The 19,497-nt window shown below is 42.4% G+C and carries 10 protein-coding genes and 3 pseudogenes; 1 reads left to right on the top strand and 12 read right to left on the bottom strand.

All coding sequences use genetic code 11. The features are described from left to right. Positions 1-94: 94 nt before the first annotated feature. From EL17_RS20325 to EL17_RS20355, 8 genes and pseudogenes are all read right to left on the bottom strand, one after another. Positions 95-1,249, bottom strand: a complete 1,155-nt coding sequence (locus EL17_RS20325; protein WP_164675193.1) for an erythromycin esterase family protein — start codon at positions 1,247-1,249, stop codon at positions 95-97. Positions 1,250-1,336: 87 nt separating this feature from the next. Beyond that, positions 1,337-2,441, bottom strand: a pseudogene (locus EL17_RS23920) (tyrosine-type recombinase/integrase). Between the two features lie 281 nt (positions 2,442-2,722). Then, a complete protein-coding gene (locus EL17_RS20335) occupies positions 2,723-5,443 on the bottom strand; it encodes an exo-rhamnogalacturonan lyase family protein (protein WP_035078764.1) in 2,721 nt (906 codons plus the stop codon). Positions 5,444-5,485: 42 nt separating this feature from the next. Next, on the bottom strand, positions 5,486-6,190 hold the full coding sequence (locus EL17_RS20340) for a DUF1961 family protein (protein WP_035078767.1): 705 nt from the start codon (positions 6,188-6,190) through the stop codon (positions 5,486-5,488). Positions 6,191-6,893: 703 nt separating this feature from the next. Beyond that, complete coding sequence (locus EL17_RS22865) at positions 6,894-7,214, bottom strand: DUF2442 domain-containing protein (RefSeq protein WP_051720237.1); 321 nt, start codon at positions 7,212-7,214, stop codon at positions 6,894-6,896. Further along, a pseudogene (locus EL17_RS24425) lies at positions 7,198-7,350 on the bottom strand (DUF4160 domain-containing protein); the annotation flags it as partial. The pseudogene EL17_RS24425 and the gene EL17_RS22865, both read right to left, overlap by 17 nt. A gap of 236 nt (positions 7,351-7,586) precedes the next feature. Next, complete coding sequence (locus EL17_RS20350) at positions 7,587-9,470, bottom strand: rhamnogalacturonan lyase (RefSeq protein WP_035078770.1); 1,884 nt, start codon at positions 9,468-9,470, stop codon at positions 7,587-7,589. 29 nt (positions 9,471-9,499) lie between these two features. Then, positions 9,500-11,833 (bottom strand): glycoside hydrolase family 2 TIM barrel-domain containing protein, encoded by a 2,334-nt coding sequence (locus EL17_RS20355; RefSeq protein ID WP_035078773.1) that lies wholly within the window; start codon positions 11,831-11,833, stop codon positions 9,500-9,502. A 282-nt stretch (positions 11,834-12,115) separates the two neighbouring features. Here EL17_RS20355 and EL17_RS24120 point away from each other — a divergent pair. Beyond that, a pseudogene (locus EL17_RS24120) lies at positions 12,116-12,880 on the top strand (SDR family oxidoreductase). 329 nt (positions 12,881-13,209) lie between these two features. On the opposite strand, the gene EL17_RS20365 reads toward EL17_RS24120, so the two are convergent. From EL17_RS20365 to EL17_RS20380, 4 genes are all read right to left on the bottom strand, one after another. Next, positions 13,210-14,982 carry a class I mannose-6-phosphate isomerase gene (locus EL17_RS20365; protein WP_035078776.1) on the bottom strand — a complete coding sequence of 591 codons (1,773 nt, stop codon included), beginning with the start codon at positions 14,980-14,982 and terminating at the stop codon, positions 13,210-13,212. Between the two features lie 338 nt (positions 14,983-15,320). Then, positions 15,321-16,511, bottom strand: a complete 1,191-nt coding sequence (locus tag EL17_RS20370; protein ID WP_035078779.1) for a glycoside hydrolase family 76 protein — start codon at positions 16,509-16,511, stop codon at positions 15,321-15,323. A 28-nt stretch (positions 16,512-16,539) separates the two neighbouring features. Further along, positions 16,540-17,769: a SusE domain-containing protein gene (locus EL17_RS20375; protein ID WP_035078782.1), complete on the bottom strand. Its 1,230-nt coding sequence runs from the start codon at positions 17,767-17,769 to the stop codon at positions 16,540-16,542. A 140-nt stretch (positions 17,770-17,909) separates the two neighbouring features. Then, positions 17,910-19,481 (bottom strand): RagB/SusD family nutrient uptake outer membrane protein, encoded by a 1,572-nt coding sequence (locus tag EL17_RS20380; protein WP_035078785.1) that lies wholly within the window; start codon positions 19,479-19,481, stop codon positions 17,910-17,912. Positions 19,482-19,497: the final 16 nt, after the last annotated feature.

Below are 19,497 nucleotides of genomic sequence, written 5' to 3' on the forward strand. Positions count from 1 at the left end.
ACTTCCGTGCAAAGAATCGCCTCTTTTCGCTATTGTAAATTTAATAAAAACCTTTAAAAATTACTTGGAATTTAAGACAGTACCTCAATTGGCATTAGTTTTTTATTTCTTTAAAGTAAACTATATAGTCAAACTGTTTATCATTTTTGATTTTCAACTTATGTTGATAAGCTCCGACATCCCTTATAGTCGATTTGCCTAATCTGTATGTTTTAATAATTTTAATATTATTTTCTCCAAAATCCGTATCGTTAGCTAACCATTTTTTGTCCTCAACATCAGTAAAAGTTTTGCTGTTTACCTTCGTTTTAAAATCTAATGCTATTGAAAGGTAGTCTGATTTATATTTGTTGTATAAGTGATAACCTATCGGTTTATAAAAGGAATTATTTGACTTACTAATATGACCGTTATGTGCCCACATAAAAACAGGTGTTGATTGAGCTTTGATAATTTCTTCAAAAATTATCGCCATATTTTTGTCTCTCACATTCGTGAAGTTTAACAAATTTGCATTTTCAAATTCCCACGCATGATTTAATGCAAGCAAGTCAATTTGAATCTTATGTGATGAGTTAACCTCTTCCTTAAATACTTCATTTAACCTATTTAAAGTCTCTTTCATAAGTTGACGATCCTCTTTGGGTAATTTTTTCAAATTATAATCGCTTGTAGCATATATTTGAGATAGAAGTTCCAAACCATTCACAGATAATCCTTTTTTTAAATCTGGTTTTTCATCATCTATGAATTTTATAATTTCTTTCATGGCACATCTTCCACATTGAGAGTCGAAACCAAAAAATCTGATTTTTTTATTATCGAGCTTATCCATATTGTGTTGTCTCGCCCACAAAAGGAAATCTTTCATTACTTCGCTTTGCCAAACTCCTTGCAAATTATTCTTCATTAATGAATCTAGGGATGTTGTATTGTATTTACCTTGTATAAATTCATTTAGTGTCTTTGAATTTGAGTAGTCATTTTCTAATGAAAAAACTGATGTAATTTCATTTTCGACTAATTCTTTAAAAAAGTTGATGTTCCAAGATGCAAAATCTAGTTGAGCATGAGCTGATTCACCTACTGCAATAATTTTTTTATCTTGTAAATTTTCGAATTTGCTAAAAAAAGTTTCTTGAGCGTTTGAAATAGATATGATTAGGGTTAAGAGTACAGAGATTGATAATCTTTTATTCCTCATTTTTTTGTCTTTTGAAATTAATGCCAACTCTGTTATACCCCTCATTTTATCAGGCTTATGCACCCAGATTTGAGGGGATAAGCCTCATAATTTGGGGTAATCTATCAGGGTTTAATGATACTAATTTTTTAATTATAAATCATCAAAGGGCGATTTTATTTTTTGGAGGCTTTTGTTGCTGACATGGGTATAGACCTCTGTAGTTTTGCTGCTTTTATGCCCCAGTATTTCTTGTATATACCTCAAATCTGTTCCGTTCTCAAGTAAAGGAATGTCTGAGCCAGTGAAGTGTTACCGGGTTGTTTATTTTTGCCTTGGCCAATGCTTGTTTTAGAATGTTTTCAAGACTTTTTTCACTGTATTTATTCCCTGCTGTCTTGCCTTCAAATAGCCATGCCACTGGCCGGTATACCTTGTAATACTCCCGTAGCATATCCACTATTTTTTCAGAAAGGGGTACTACCCTGTCCTTTTTTCCTTTAGACTGTCGTACTATCAGTAAATTTCTTTTGGAATCCACATCTTGAATTTTGAGATTTAATAGCTCACTGCGTCTCAAACCACATGCATATATTACAGAGAGTATGGATTTGTGCTTCCGGTTATGATGTGACTCTAAAATCCTTTTGATCTCTTCCTTGCTCAGTACATTGGGGAGCTTTCTTTCCTTTTTAGGCCTGTAAATGATATCCGGGTTCAGCTTTCTGTTCTGCCGGTTGCTGAAAAACAGCTTCACCGCATTCACCACCTGGCTCTGAAAAGAGCTTGAATATTTTCTGGCTATGATATATGCTGTGTTGAACTGCTCAATGTCCTGATTGTCTACCTCCTCCGGAGACTTGTTTTTTAAAAATCTGAAAAATGTCGATAGCGCACCCGCATAGGTTTCGATAGAGGATTCAGCATAACGTTTGTTCCGCATCCAATCGACAAAGGACTTGATTTCTTTTAAAATAGCCTCATCCAATGGTTCTAGTTCTGCAATATCCGGACAGGGCTTTTTCTGGTGAACTTTCTTAAATTGCGAATAGTCCAGCCATACCTTCCCCTTGAAATATTTCAAAAGAAGGTCCAGTTGCCATTCAGTATAGGGGATGGTCCAGGCGTTTAGCTTCACGTTCCATTTTGCCCCAGGAAATTGCTTTACGAGTTCTTTGAGTTGCAGACTGTAAGGAAAGTGAAGGATAATAATGTTTTCCCTCCCCGATATTGCGTTCGTTAAAATAATTTTTTCCATAGCAGCTAAAAAAACATATAATACAAGATAAGTATTTTACATGTAATATTCAAAATACTGACTAACAAGTAGATGCATGATTGCAATTGTTAGAACTTAGATAATTACTTTACCATTCCCCAAAAACTACCTGAGGTCTACCTTCAACTTTGCCTCCGCCATATCGGTATGCTCATACTTTTATCCAAAAAACCAAACACTATTAAATCCGCCTCAGTTTGCCTTACCTATGTGCTCTATTTAGTTTAATAAGTAAAAACCCTAGTCTTAGCTAATTAACCTTACATCTTCCCGATCAATGCCAAATTCTGAATAGCCGCCAAACCCCATTGGGCAGTTCCGTTAGTAGAAACCCCGATTGCCTGAATGGTAGGCCTGAGAACAGAGGGGCCGGTAATGGTCTCCATAGATGGGGTTATCCTACCGGTACCGCCTGCTCCGGCGTAGAATTCTTCCCAGGCCCGTTTGGCCAGTGCCGGATCCTTCTTCTTATGGGCGGCAAAGGCTGTCAGTCGGCTGTGGCCCTGGGCTAAGTTCAGGCTGCCAAGACTGCTGCCCAAGACTTTTTCCTGTGCGGCATCGTCTGCATTGTACAGCTCACAGTAGGTAAGCCAGGCCTTATTGAAGGATTCCATGCCGACCAGATCATAGAGTTCTATGGCCATCTCGGTCAGACCGAACACGGCGCTGAGGTGGGAGGCCGTCGGCCTCCTGCTCTGGACGATGTCAAACTCGCCGGTCTGCAGGTTCATCTTGCTGCCGCCGTTGAAAAACCCAAGGGGCTGTTCGCCTATGGTCCGCATGCTGTTCAGCAGTTTCTTTTTGATCCCCTCATTTTCTGTCCTCTCCCACTCTACCAGCCAGGCTGCGGATATGGCTCCCCAGTCGGTACCAAAGCCGACATGCACCATGTCGGGGTCTTCCGTCACCCAGTTTTCCTTAGCAGTTACTTTTCTGGTTGGTGGCACTTTTCGCAAGGTAGCCACGGCATCTATCTGTTCCCGCATCAGATCCCCCGTCCGCTCATCAGCGGTCAGGTAGTAATAAAATCTTCTATTGGCAGCGGTACTGATTCGGAGTTGCTTGGCACTGCATCCCCAGTGCTGGACATTGTGCCGGCTGCCCAGGGGAGCAAAAGGTCCGGTATGGTGCACATCCACTTCTCCCGTATGTCGGGTCATGGCTTCTGCCAGTCTGAAGGCATCTGCCCTGCCGGTCTTCAGGTAATAGTACCAAAGCCAGAGATCTGTCGACAGCTCAGAATTGTCCCAGGCAAATCCTCCTACATCGTATCGCCAGACCTTCCGGTCCACATCATAGGTATGCATGAAGTCGCCATAATCCCAGAACCCAAACCAGCGGTGCTGCTCCTGCTGTTTCTGATAGAAGTCGAAGTACCAGTCCAACTGCTCTTCTATTTCTTTGCGCTGATCAGAGGACCTGTCGGGAGTACTCCACAGTTGCCCGAATACACCTGACTGCAGCATGTGCTCGGATGTGGTGGTCAGTAGTGGTGGTTCTGTCAGCACAGATGCCATTTTCACAAGATTGACCTGCTCCGGAGTGGCGGGCAGTACCCATAGCATCACCTCCGATGTGCGGGCCACCCCTTCGGCTGTACCAAAGCCCGGTTCGTAATCCTCATAGGTGATGTCCATGGCTTTGAGCTGTTTCTCATGGGTATCCAGCCCCATACCGTCATGGTAAAAGCGCAGGTCCATGGCCGGAGACTGCGGCGCCCAAAACCAGGTGGTGACCTGCGCCTTATCAGTATGGGCGTTTCTGATATCCAACTGAGCCGGATAGCTTTGCCAGAAATTTCTGATGCCAAAAGCTACTCCCCCCGAGGCACTGCCCACATATCCCATACCGTTAGATCTTCTACCCTGACCGGAGTTCAGCCAGGTGTGGCCGTGCTTGGTTCTTTTTTTGATATGAAAGGCATCCGAACTGCCCTGGTACAAGGTATAGTCTCCAAATGCCGGGATGTTTTCAATATTTCCGGCCACATTATCCGGAAACTCTGAAAGTGGTTTGGTCTTTTTGCCCAGCAACTGCGCATCTCTGACATCCTTGCCCGGATCTCTTCTCAATCCTGTAAGCCCTCTTACGGCTTCGGAAAACACGCCGTCCTCTTCTCCTGTAAACCGGATGTGCCTGTTGTGCAATTCGTCCTCCATCGCCACATCGAAGCGGATGCCCAGTCCTTTGATAAAATCCTTTTCCTCATCGCCATCATAGATGATGGTATGGAGGATTTTGATGGATTCTGCTCCCTGATAGAAATACATGCGGATGATGTAGGGAAGCAAGGACTTGCCCACCTCAGCCTTATGGATCCCTTCCACTTTGACCACTGATCTGACATCCCCCATTTGCTCCAGGCTGATGCTGCTGATCTCGCCTAAGAGTTGAGTTCTATCTATATTTTCAAAAAAATCATCATCCGGTCTGTCCTGATGCATCAGTACCAGCTTACCTTCCTCCAGGATCTTTCTGCCGTCCCGCTGGATATGGGCGATGATGCTGTTTCCCTTTTTATTCAACAGACATCTGATCTTGCCGGTATCGATGGAGATGGTATCAGCTGTTTCTTCTACTTTTAACTTTTCCGTTGGGCCTTTTGCTTTGCCGGGCGTAAGGCTGAATTTTTCACCCAAAGCCATTTCCCCTGCTCCTATGGCATGCCCCGTCCATTTCAGTGACCCATCCGGCCAGTAAGCCAGCGGCCAGTTTTGAACGCCGATAGCAGTGCCTTCTGATCCTTTTAATGAAAAATCAGATTTGCGGTTTACAGCTCCTTTCGGCCAGGACACTCCCCAGGTCACACCGGGATTAAGGGGCGGTGCCGATTTATTTAACCATGAAAGTTCTACCGGTCCCAAAGCAGGTGGAGACGGCTGCTCTGCATTGGCTGCAAATGGTGGCAACATAAATAATCCACCGGATAACAAAACGGAATTTCTTACAAATTCTCTTCGGGAAATGGGGTTTAGTTTCATGGGCTTTTGGGTTCAGTCTAAGTGGGTGAAAACCTGTCAGTTTTATAGGCGGGTGATTTTAATATAGTCTATTTCATGGCGGGACCAGGTGGATCGAAATCCGAAATATCCGCTGGGTATAGGATGGGGATCCTCGTATTCAAAGAAAAGCCGATCATCCACCCAGAAGCTTACCTTTCCCCCTTCACGGACAGTCTTTATCCTGTAAGTTTTATTCGCCGCCAGCAGATAGGGTGCTTCGTCATATTCCTGTAGCACTGGTTTCTCTCCTTCTCCTTTATATTTTCTAAAACGGGTGGATGAGTTATAGTTGCCTCCAAACCCCACATAATACATCTCCAGATCATCATATTCTTCAAACACTCCGGAGCGGGTAAAGAGATTTTCAATATTGGGATCATTGGCCAGCCAGAACTGGTTCAGATCAGAGAGTCTGTCATTGGGTCCATCATCCATAACCACTGTGCGTTCATAAGTGATCTCAAAATCACCGTCCAGTTCCCGGTTCAGCCATACCGTCACACCCCCTTTGGTGTCGAGGACCAGCTTTCCGTCCTCTACCCTGACGGAGGAATTAGGCTGGTTGTCCATTTCTATGACCCACAGATTGGGATCGAGTTCGGAGCTGAAGTCTTCCTGGAAGATGACCCTATCACCAGTGTTGCCTTTATTTTCTGTGCATGATAAATTGATGAACAGCAAAAGTAAGGGTAGTTGAAATAAAATAGGTTTTATATGACGCGTCATGATTATCGGGTTTATCCATCCTTAATTTTTGATCGATCAATATAAATTTAATTTTTCACGGGAGTCTCCCGTAATGTCATGGTTGGGGAAGTTCTGTAATGATTATCACACGGTATCCCTTCGCATCAGCGTGGGATTCTTCGCTTCGCTCTGAATGACGTGAAAGCGTCATCTTGAGCTTGCCGAAAGATCTCACGAGGTAAAGGAAAAGGGCTGATTTGGAGAACTGTGTTGATCAGCAGACGGAATCCCTTCCGCATCACCATGGGATTCTTCGCTTCGCTCTGAATGACGTGAAAGCGGGTAGGGCTACGCCCTTAAACTTTCTCTGTATGTAATCCATGTTCTGCTACCTTCAGTTATTCCCAGGCATCCATAGGGGCGGTAGCCCTGGCATCTTAGTAGAAAATAAATCAGCGAGAATCCATATGGGCATCATCCCTGGCATCTTTTTTCGCCCCTACAACTCTGATTGGGATGTTGACTGTGTGACTCGGTGAGGTGGATTCGGAGGACGCAGGGAAAAACCGTTGCCGAGATTGCCACGCCTGCCTCCCTATCGGGAGGTAAACTTTGAGTTCTGTAATAAAAATAAATATCTAGGTGGCAGGCTACCAATGACATGGAGTTATGTGGTAGATTACAAATTCCTTTTATCACCGATTTGATCCCAATAGCTCGGGGTAAATATCGAATAGCAATGCTAAACGATCCTAGCACTTTTTATTTCACGGAGAGATCGATCAATTTCTTCTTTCAAAAAACCTTTTAAACTCAAGTCTTCATCTAAATCTGGCCAATGTACTCCAGCACCTTTACCGATCAGACGATAATTATGCAACTGCTCCAGTGTAGCCTGACCTAACCGCAGCGAAGAGGAAATAGCCCATTGTAAAACTTTTTTATTCGATAAAACAATCAACATCAAATCTAGGTCTGGGTGAAAATGTAAAGCATTGATTTTAAGTCCCTCCTCATATATAAGCTTTTCTATGGTGTCATATTCATTACTGAAAGAATTCATGCCATTTTGCTTTTAATAGTTCAACATTTTCTTCTACTATACCCATAATCACTTTCTGCTCTTTAAGTTTGAAATCATGCAGATATTTGATTTTAATTTGTGGTTCTAACCATATTTTCCCGTCTTTTTCACCTTTCTCTACATGAACGTGGACTGGTTCATTTCTGTCTCCAGAATAAAAGAAAAATCGATAACCCTTTTCCTAACAAATACGAAATTATTTACAGTTTAGAGATTTCTCCACTCGCCCCAAAAAGGCTCGGTCGAAAGGACGCAGTTTTGGGTATGCGTTCATTTCCCTGTCCTTCGGTAGGCGGGCGTCTCATTAACTAAAACACCTTAACCGCATCATTCATGGTGACAATTGAAACCCTACTTCTTCCCTTGCAAGCCCTTAGGCATTACCATCTGGATATTTGGCAGACTGGGTTTTTCCATGCCTACGCCCAAGTAATAATCAGGATGGGGAGGCTGGTTGTAGCCTACGTTTTGCCAGGCGATGCTGACACGGTACTGCGGATTGTGCATCAGGGTATAAAAGCGGTGCTCTGTAGGGATGGTGGTGGAGAAGATCCTCAACTCCTTGTTGTCCGCCGACCGGGCGATCAGTTCTTCCCGCCAGTCGCCCAGAATATCAGCCGCCAGGTTGGGATTTGATTTGGTGCCGTTGATCTTGATTACCTCATAGTCCTCACCTGAAAAAATTCTATCTGTTTTTTGATTTTTGTAATCCCACTTGCTGATGTCCACTCCATTGAGCAGTTCACGCAGCAGGTCACCATCCCACCAGATGCCCATATTCACTGAATTAGGCTTTATATCTGATATCACTTCACCTTTGGCATTCCAAAGTCCTTCCATGCCCTCTCCGGCAGCCCAGCTCTCCAGACCTTTGTGCCGGGGATCAATATCAATGGCCAGACCTCTGCCCACATCTGTGGACGGATATGACCAAAGCACTTCACCTGTACGTGCATCCCGAAGGTTGGCCCCGTGCTCATGCTTGACATGCTCGTGGATACCGAAAATCTCCATTCCAGGACGGTCTGGGTCTATATTGGTCAGGTGCATCGCGTCACCATGGCCAAGACCGGTACTGTAGAGACCTGTTCCATCATGATCTACCACCATAGATCCAAACACTACCTCATCATGTCCATCGCCATCTACATCTCCTATAGCAAGGCTATGATAACCCTGACCGGCAAACTTTCTGTTCTCCCGGTTTCCGTCATGGCTGTCAAAGTTCCAAACCTCAGACAGCTCACCATCTCTCCAATTAAAGGCAGCGATCACCGTACGGGTATAATATCCCCTGGTCATTATAAGACTCGGGCGCTCCCCGTCCAGATAGGCTATGCCGGCCAGAAACCTGTCTACCCTATTGCCATATCCATCACCCCATACTTCTTTTAACTGGTCAGCAGTGGGATTTTCAGTATCCGGATGTCTGGCAGGTATATAATCCGTAGTGGCTAGGGCCTCGCCGGTCCGCCCACTGAAAACGGTCAGAAACTCCGGACCTCTCAAGATATAGCCATCAGCATTCCGATGATCCGCCTCCGCATCTCCTATGATATTTCCTTTGCCGTCTTTGGTGCCATCGGCCGTTTTACAGGCTATCTCTGCTATGCCGTCACCGTCCAGGTCATAGACCATAAACTGGGTATAGTGGGCCCCTTCTCTTATGTTTTTGCCCAGATTTATTTCCCATAGAAAATCGCCATCCAAGGTATAGGCATGTAGAATAGGTTCATCTGTAAATCCCTTATGAGAATTGTCTTTCCCTGTGCCCGTCATATGTACTACTATCTCATAGCGGCCGTCCCCGGTGAGATCGCCTACCGAAGCGTCATTGGGGGTATAGCCTTCAGGTGTTTTTAAAGGAATAGAATGGTAAGGCTTTTCCCACATTTTAACCTCGGGAGACATCTCCTGTTCCTTTCCATTCAAAACCGCTCTTACGAAATAGCTGTAGTCTTTATTGTGAACTGCTTTTTTATCCAAAAAATTAGTGCTTTGGGTTATGGGTTGGTTGTTGACTTTGGTAGCTTTTCCATTACCTGCTTTTCTATATACATTAAAACCCAGATCATCCTCTTCGGTACCCAATAATCGCCAACTCACAAAAACACCCCCGTCTGATTTTATAGCCACTACTCCCCTGTCCAGATATTCCATTTGTCTCTGCCCAAAGCTGTAATGGGTATTTAGACATATAATAAAGACTGAAAGTATTTTGGGTAATGATCTCATAACTCGTTTATTTTGGATTTATGGCAAGTCTATCTTTCATTGCCGGGCTTGGCTGTAAGTACTATCTCTGCAGGTTGAAGGCCTTTGGAAACAGCCTTAATGCGGATCGATCCTTCATCTGCTGTGGCGGCCACTATGGCCAACCCTTCACCGCGATACACACGGCGTCTTACGCCTTTAGAAGAGGAATGGTCTATCCTGTCCCCGTTGTCCAAAGCACGGAATTTACCGGATCCGGTTATCTCATAATTGATCAGATTATCTGCATTGGGGCAGCGGTTGCCCGCTTCATCTACTACGTATACTTTTACATGGGAAATATCATGGTACCTGTTTTCGATTTCTTTTTGATCGGTCTCTAATTTTACCGCATAGGGTTTGCCTGCTGTTTTTAGGGTATGGACAGCAGCTTGCTTTCCTTTGTTTCTGCCGATAACCTCTAAAGTTCCCCTTTCATAGGTCACATCATATCGAACAGGAGAAGCATCTGCGGGTACTTTTTTCACCCCCTGGGAATTTCCGTTCAGAAAAAGTTCTACCTCTTCGGTATTGCTGTATACTTCAATGTGGGCTACGTCATAGGTATCAAAATCCTTTGGCGTCCAGTCGACGACCAGCTCTCCGCCACCCAGATTGTCCTCTCTTCTCACCGCATACACCACCGGCTCATCTGCCCACCAGCTCTTGCGCTCGAGCGCTCTGGCCTTGATCCCTCCTATTCTGTCCAAAAGGCCAAAATCATGGGATATCTGTGGCCAGTCGGCCTCTCCCAGATAGTCAATGCCTGTCCATAAGAACTGCCCTGACATAAATGGATTGTCACGAAGGATCAGCCATGCTTCCCTGCCGTGGGCATTTTCAGTCCCTAAAACTTTTCTCTCCGGATTCTGATGATAGGCTGCTACCAGCTCCTCTTCCCTGTAGTTTTGGCCCACTATATCCATCATCTCCGCAAAACCATTGTCATATACATTCTGTGTGTTGGGCCTAAAAAGTCCCATGGTCACCGGTCGTGTAGGGTCCAGGGAATGGATAAGATCCTGTTGCTCTCTGTATTTTCTGAAACCTTCCGGAGAATCCAGGTTATCTCTGATCTCATTTCCTATGCTGTAGATAAAGATGCTGGGATAGTTACGGTCACGCATCACCACATCCCGGGTATCCCTTTCCCACCATTCCTCAAAATGGAGGTTATACCCTTCTTCACCATGGTTCTTAGCTGCTGTCCAGGTATCAAAAGTTTCATCCATTACTAAAAATCCCATTCGGTCACAGAGTTCATAAAATTCGGGTGAAAAAGGATTATGTGAGACACGAATAGCATTTACACCTAAATCTCTCAATAGATTTAACCTTCTTTCCCATACTTTCAGTGGAACAGCGGCACCGAGGCCTCCACCATCATGGTGAAGGCAGACGCCTTTGATCTTGATGTTCCGGTCATTGACATAAAATCCTGTAGCCGATTCGAACCTAAATTCCCTTATCCCGAAATTTGTTTCCAAAAGATCGATTTCTTCATTTCCTATAAAAACTTTAGAAACGGTCCTATATAAATTACCCTGACCGATGTCCCAAAGCTTAGGGTTCTTCACATCCGTGGTCTGATCAAAATCATAGGATCCACCCGCTGCTATCTTTTGGGTATTTTCGACCGTTTTTAATTTCTTTCCTTCTGTATCTTGGATTTCTGTGATCAGCCTTACCTGTTTTTCTGAGGAAGAAGTGTTTACCACCTTGGTCTGTACTTTTACTTTGGCATTTTTCTTTGACACTTCCGGTGTGCTGACGAATACGCCCCAGTGATCTATATGCGTAGGCTGGGTGGTGACCATGCGCACATTCCTGTATATACCTGCACCGGTGTACCATCTGGAGGCAGGCTGTATGGTATTGTCCGCGCGTACGGCGATGATATTTTCCTCCCCGTATTTCAGATGTGGGGTGAGTTCGTAGCGGAAGCTTACATATCCGAAGGGACGGTGGTCCAGGTGTTCACCATTTATATAAACATCACTGTTGGCCATGATGCCATCAAAATCTATAAATACCCTTTTGCCTTTATCAGCTGCAGGTACCTGAAAAGCTTTACGGTACCAGCCCACTCCGTCAGGAAAGAAAGCACCACCCCTCCCGGTAGGATTGTCCCTGTCTACAGGCCCGGCTATACTCCAGTCATGGGGCACATCCAGCAGCTGCCATCTCCTATCGTCATACTCCACCTTCATGGCATCATGATCATCCCCGAGTAGAAAATTCCAGTCTTTGTCAAAGGATACTGTCTTTCTGCTTTGGGTCTGGGAGTAAGCGGTAAGCGTGGTAAATAGTAGAAATAAGGTAAAGTAATGACTGATTTTTCTCATGGATTTAAATGCTGATGTATTATGAAAACGGGTGTTAGCTTAAAAATATAAAAACGAGGTCGGTAAGGTGTCCTGCTATATGCTGTTATTTTAGATAATGTGTGAGCAGAAACCCAAAAACTTTTCTTTTAACCAGATTACTTTATGATAAAAAAAGATGTAAAGTCTTAATATCTATTTATCTAATCTGAATACCAATATTTCATACAAGCCGAACATCTATCCCGTTTTGCTAAATCACTACAGAAGAGGTACATTTAGATTATCATAAAATACCAATACATGGATTTAAAAATCAATCAGCAACGATTCCTAATATGTGGTGCCAGTAGTGGATTTGGAGAAGCTGTAGCCAGGCAGCTCATCAGTGAAGGGGCAAAGGTAGTACTAGTAGCCAGAAGAGGAGAATTACTCTATAAAAAATTTTTAAATGCTGAGATTTTAGAAGGCAGTCTGACAGATTCTGATACTATTGATAAAATAGTTAGATCTGTAGAGATGGGAGAATTCCACGGGATTCTTTTTAATGCTGGAGAGCCTCCTACTGGCACCCCTCTACAGACTACTATAGAAGATTGGGACCAGGCCTGGCCCTTGGTGATGAGCTGGAAGATTGACCTGGCCTTACGCATCGCTCCGCTCCTGGCGAAAAAAGGATATGGCAGGATGCTATTTCTGGAAAGTCAGACCGTCAAGCAGCCTATACCTTCCCTAGTGCTTAGCAATGCCTTCCGGGCTGCGGTGGTATGATTTGCCAAAAGCCTTTCTCTTGAATTGGCTTCCACTGGCGTAACGGTCAATGTGCTGGCCCCAGGATCCCATGATACCCCTGCTATAGCCCGTATTATCAAAAACAGCAGCAGTAAAAATGGCTATTCCTATGCATCAGCTAAAAAGGAACTGGAGGAGCATATTCCAGTGGGTAGATTGGGATTGGCTGAAGAACTGGCAAGTCTGGCTGCCTGGATGCTTTCCCCACATAGCGGATACATTACCGGACAAACCATCAGTCATGACGGAGGAGCTATATCAGGTGTTTTTGGGTAAGCTAGAGCTAACCTTGAGCTAAAGTGACTTCCCTTGAACTATGATCATTAAAACCGAGGACAAAGATTCCGGATATAAAGTCGAAAAACTTAACCAGATATAATTGGCATCGTTTCAATAGGCTTGCATTAAAAAAATAGGCAAAACAATATATAGTCGGCTATATAAAATACTGATTTTATGTACTATTCATCATTATTTGGAGTATCTCCTGCTATGGCAATACCCTAATAAAGGTTTTACTATATCAGGGAGATACTCCAGGATACCTAAAAATCTGCTGACATTAGCAAGTTAAACTCTAGGCAAGGATTATACTTTTATCGCTATTATTTGATGAAGGCTTTAATGACCATAATAGGTTGATCTGATGAATTGGTTATGGTATACTCTTCTGCAGCGGCTGGGATAATGAAAGATTCGGCATAGTGGAAAGTGAATGATTGCCCATTGCTATTTATTTCCAATTTTGACCCTTCTACCAAGCTTAACACATGAGCCTTTCCATTTGTTTTTACTGTAACTTTAGTGTTTATAACAAATCTATGTACATCATAAAGGTGTTTTTCATGTGTAGGGAGGTGTTCTAATTGGCATTCTGTATTTTCTTCTATCAGTTGGGGTTTTGAAATTAATTTTTCCTCCACAGAAAGTCCAGCGTGCTCGAAAACAAGATTATCCATTCCACGCTGAATATTGATTGGCCGCGGATTACCATCCAGGTCAACCCTTAACCAGTCATACATTTTAAAAGTGTAAATGTATGGCGTAGAGCTTATTTCCAGTACCAGATTATCTTTTCCCGAACTATGAATGGTTCCGGGAGGAATTAGATACAAACCATGTTTCATGGACCGAAAAGACTGCACATATTGAGTAATATCAATTTCTTCTGAATTTTTGAAACTTTTTTCCAATGCTTCCTGAAATGCTTCCGGTTTTACGCCTTCCTGAAAGCCCAAATATACCAATGCATCATCTTTTCTATCCAATATATAATAGGTTTCCTCCTGTGTGATGTTTTCCCCGAAATGCTTTTGAATATAATCCGTCTGGGGGTGACACTGAATGGACAGGTTTCCACCATCGAACGTATCCAAGAAATCAAATCTAATAGGAAATTCAAACCCAAAAGTATCGAAGTCTTTTCCCAATATGTTTTCCCCGGAATGGTACATGAGGAAGTCAAATGAGAATTCTAGCATAATGTCAGAACTTTCTATTATGATTCCATTTTCCGGAAGGATCAATTCGAAGGACCATGCATAATTTTCCACCTCCTGGTTTAATGCTTTAATGTTTTCCTTGATCCACTGTCCGCCCCATGCTCCAGGTTCAAACCAAGGCCGTACCCTTATCGGCGCTGTGGTTATTGTATTAATACATGATCTCCAGATATTACCCTGTACCCAAGTGATCTCATGCGATCTCTGACCATCCACCAGATAATCTATTTCATTTTTTATCCTGTTTTTATATTTGTTCAATACAACCCAATCCACAAAATAAAACCTTTTATACATATCTTTTGGAGGTGAAGGCCGTGTCGCACCCAAATTGGTTACGGAACCTGCTCTGGACCGGAACTGTATCTCATTTTTGCTGATATCAAAATAAACTAATTTACCCCCTAGGGGAACCAGATGTGCACCTGTTCCATAGAACACTACCGTTTCATTGTAGTCAGTGGGAGTCAGAGCTTCCAGTTTATCCAAATCAAAATAATCCTCTAAATCAATATCTGCCAATCTCCCAAATACCGGATCATCTCCACCCAAAAATGGAGCTACCATTTCGTCTATTTTTACTTCTGCTTTCATGGAATCCTGCACATTTACCCAAATAGGGTTTCTATGCAACCTTAAAAAAGCAGCCTGTAACCTCTCTTTCAGATCCTCAAATATGATTCCTCCATACCCTTCAATTTTTACACAATCAAAAGCAGCCAATTCTTTTGCAAGTGAATCATAACCTACATGGATTAAATCTGCCCCGATAGGATGAATAGGATATATGTCATACCTAGGTCCTGCCTGCGTCCTTTTTACCGGCAATTCGAACTGAGCTGTTTCTCTAATTTTCTCTAAATTCACTTCTTCCATTTGTTCTATTTAAAATGTTAAATCGTACTACCTATATTGGATGTGTTTTACATTAATCTAAACTATTCATCTTACCATATCAATCTATCGAACAGATCTTATAAGATCCATTAACCCATTTTTGTCCTTTTATTAACGACTCAAGTGAGGAAATTAACCTGCATGATCACTCATGCAGGAATGAGATAGTTTATATATAAGCTTTATACATTTCAATTCTAGCTTTGTCAGAAAATTATTTGTTTGTTTATTAAATACGAATACTATACTGTGGACTATTAAATGAGTATAATCTTGGAAGAATTGCCGTTTACCGGATCAGATAAATCATAATGCTATCAATTGTCATCAAACAGCGCAGCACGGCCGTAGGCTTCTACCAAAGCCGCCTGATGTAGTAGCCAATAATATCTCCCCTGACTATTCCCTGACCAATCTTCATAAAATTGCCCTTCTTTATTCCTTGCATTATCCCATGCATAGTCCATATTCCTTATAAATACCCTCACGTAATCCCTGGCGCCTTCATCATAATCTGCCAGTTGGACAAAAGAACTCATCAGTTCTACATTGAACCAGGAATCATGGTTTGGATAAAATAGCTGATCATGAACCACATTGGTGAAACGGGAGAAGGCTCCCCTACCAGTAGCTTTAGCATGATCCAGATAAGCTGCTTCACCGGTGATCTCATATAAATTAAGTCCGGACATGATCATCATGGCAGCATTGTATGTCCATTTTCTAGTATTTATCTTTTGGGTACCTATATGGATATCGTTCCAGTACAAGTTATCTGATGGATCACGTAGCGTTTGATAGGTCCAAGCATAGGTTTTTTTTGCAAAATCCAAATACGCATTTTTCTTTGTTTCTATATACAATTCAGTAGTCACAAAAGAAGCATAGGCACTGGTATTGGCCGCTTTTATACAGTTTGGGTCTGAGAAGCATCCAGTAGATACGCCTTCAAACCAATAAAGGCCACCTCCCATTCTGTTATCTTCTCCCGACATGATAAATTCGGTGATGACTATGGCACGCTCGAGGTAAAAGGGATTTTTAGTCAACCTGTAGGCTGTAATGAGTTCCATGGCTACAATGGCACTGTCATCATAATAATGGTCTGTACGCTGTTCGGAAACAGGATATGCCTGATATGTTGGAAGACCATTCCTGTCGTCATAGTAAGCTTCCAGTCCATCAAACTCTTTATTAAGGATTTCCTGGCCATAACCCAGTTCATATAATATATTCCCTGCCGTCAGCATGCCTACATAGGGCCATAAATAACAGTACCTGTTTTCCCCGGGCTGTGCAGGAAAATTTTCTTTATATAAATTTCCCTGCCTATAGTGTGTCTGGATCATGTCATAAACTGCTTTAGCTTTTTCTTTATGGGTCAATCCTTCCGACTGTCCTGGCTCATTGTCATCTGGATCGGTCATTTGGTCATCTAAAGAATCTTTACAGCTAAGAATGAGCCCCAAGATGAAAATTAAGAGTATATATTTTTTATTTGTGTACATGTCGCTTAATTTATAATTTGAAGATTGGTTAATTCAATTCAAATTCGTGATAATAGTTATCTGCTTTGGGATCGAATACAATGCGGACAGTAAAAGGAACTTTATTAAACTGATTTGAAAATTTCCATGCTCCCTGCCAATGAGATGCTTCTGAGCCCAGAAAAAATACTTGGTGATAATAAGGAGGCTGACTTCCATTTGGCCTACCATTATAAGCACTCAGGTTGGGGACCAGTGAACCATTCATATCATCATTTTGATTACTGCCTATGTAGGAAGTTTCCCCATTCACTGATAGCCTAAAGCGATACCTTTCTTCTTCCCAACCCAACCAATCCGGTGCTTCTGGATGACCCGGATTTAAAAATTCAAAATATCCGTTATTGCTTTCAAAAGTATGGTTACCCTTGTAGGATAACTCAGCTTTTTTTAGTCCGTTTGCAAGGATATACAGTTCAATATTATCGATTTTTTCATAAGTAACCCTTGATTGTGTGAGGTTAAGTCTGATCCTATATACCCCTTCCTCCCCATTAAAAGTAGAATTTTGATCACCTGTCCGTACCCTGCCTTCCTCATTAATATGGAAATAGGTAATAGGTTCCTCTTCTGCATTTCTATCGGCAATCTGAAATTCACCTGGTTTAAGATAAGTAATGGACTCGTAGATACCGGTGACGAAATCATCGATAGGCAGTTGATTAGAAAGCCTTTTAAAGGCAATACCATTTTCCAAATCTGCACCTTCAGTCGCCGGTCCAAAGATATACAGATCATCCGGTAAATTGGCTATGCCCTCTGGACGGGTCAAGGACAATAAGCTACTCTGTGGAAATAAGACTTTATTATACCCACTGGAAGCTTCCACTGTCCAGCGGACTTTTCCAGTAGCCAGCTGACCAATCCCGGCAGCGGAAGCTATATTGTTAAGTGCTGGCTGGGATAACATAAGGGTAAGCAAACTTCCACCGGAGGATGAAGGAAAGCTGGCTATAGGCTCTTGAAAATCTCCATCTTCCCGATCAAACAGCACCCTGTACAACACTAGGCCTCCATCACCTGAAGTGGCTGCTGACCAATTAAAGTCAACTCTTTCATTGCTTTCAGGATCTATGCTAATATGAAAATTATTTTCAGGTCCATGTAAGGTACCCAGCCCTATAAGCTCAATGTCTAAACTAAAGCTATTATCCTGACAGGATATTAAGGCCAAAGAGGCCACAGCAATTAGTGTGAAGAAATTATATATTGATTTCATCTGTTTATAATTTGTTTTCGAATGGTCAGAACTTGTCCCGTTCCATAGGTCATGATAGCCTGTCCCGGATTTATTCGGGAGAATCTCGCATGTTTATTATCATCCGCAGTTTGTGACGATCAATGTCATGCATGATTTTATTACCAGTTAGGATTTTGGGATAGGTTTTTATTTAAATCTGTTTCTCTAAGTGGAATAGGCCACAAATAATGTTTATTGGGATCGAATGTCCTCAAATCTACCCTTACATATCCATTATGGTCATCAGAGCTATTTGTTCGCATTCCTAAAGCCCAACCATCAAGTACCTCTTCCGCAATTCTCCATCGCTTAATATCAAAGAATCGATGTCCAGCTTCAAAGGCTAACTCAATCCTCCTTTCCTTCCTTACCATCTCTCTCAGCATCTCTTGGCCAACATTAGGAAACTGAAGCGCATTATCGATCAACCCAGCCCGGGCACGGATAGCACCTATGGTAATATCCCAATCCTGTTGGGTAAAACTGCCCAACTCTATTTTAGCTTCAGCATAGTTCAATAATACTTCTGCATAGCGAATTACTATCAGGTTCAGTCCGGAATTGACCTGGTTCCTGGCTTCCACATCATAAAATTTAGAAACATAATATCCAGACGGGGTCGAATTGGATGAGAAATTCAATCCATCGGGAGCAGCATTTGGTGATGTATCTATGGTCACAATATTACCGCTAAAATCTCTCATCCTATATCCATTATATATAACTGATGCTTCCAATCTGGGATCCCTGTTTTCATAGGGATTATTCTCATCATAATTGGACATAGGATCATTTATGGAAAGGCCGTTACGCATAGGATAGGTATCTACAAGCTCTTGCAGCGGTGAAAAATTGGCATACCCTGAAAGGCTGGGTGGGATCAATGAATACTGTAGATCATGTTCCCGGTCTGTAGGCACATACTGCAGGGCCAAAATCACCTCATTATTTCCGGCATTGGGTTGTTTAAATAAATCTGCATAATTGGGATGCAGGCTATATTTATCCAATAGTTGACTGGCCAGTGATGCGGCTTGTTCATATTCCCTATTGTACAAATGAACTTTGGACTTAAAAGCAATGACAGCCCATTTGGTAATCCTACCGTTCTGTTCAGAGGGATAAGACTCAGGAAGGCTATTGATCGCCTGGTCCAGTTCTTCAAAAACAAACGATAAAACAATACTCTGATCAGTCCTTTGCAGCTGTAAAGATTGATCTATACTGATTTCATCTGTAATCAAAGGAACATTCCCAAAAAATTCCCTTAAATAGAAATAATGCCATGCCCGTATAAATCTCGCCTGAGCTCTATAGGATTCCCGGGTTTCTTCTGTTATGGTCTGTATCCTATCTATATTATTCAAAAAAATATTTGCCCTTCTGATACCTTCATAGCGTGAAGACCAGACATCGGCTATTACACCATTAGATGAATCAAAGTTCCCATTACCTATATTCCTATAATCCTCTTTTTCCCTTGAATAGGCATCATCTGACATGGCATTTAGAAATAAGTAGGTATCCGAATTCATCAGATCGGCATACATGGAATTTAAGAAAACCCTGCTATCTTCTTCTGTTTGCCAAAAGGTTAATTCGCTGGTGGCGTCAATGGGAGGAAGGTCTAGTTCCGTAAAGCATCCAGTACTAAGAAGCCCAAATGCTGCTATAATTATATATTTTTGCATGGAAATTACAGTTTAA

Source organism: Anditalea andensis, assembly GCF_000714815.1.
In the GTDB taxonomy this organism is placed as follows: Bacteria; Bacteroidota; Bacteroidia; order Cytophagales; family Cyclobacteriaceae; genus Anditalea; species Anditalea andensis.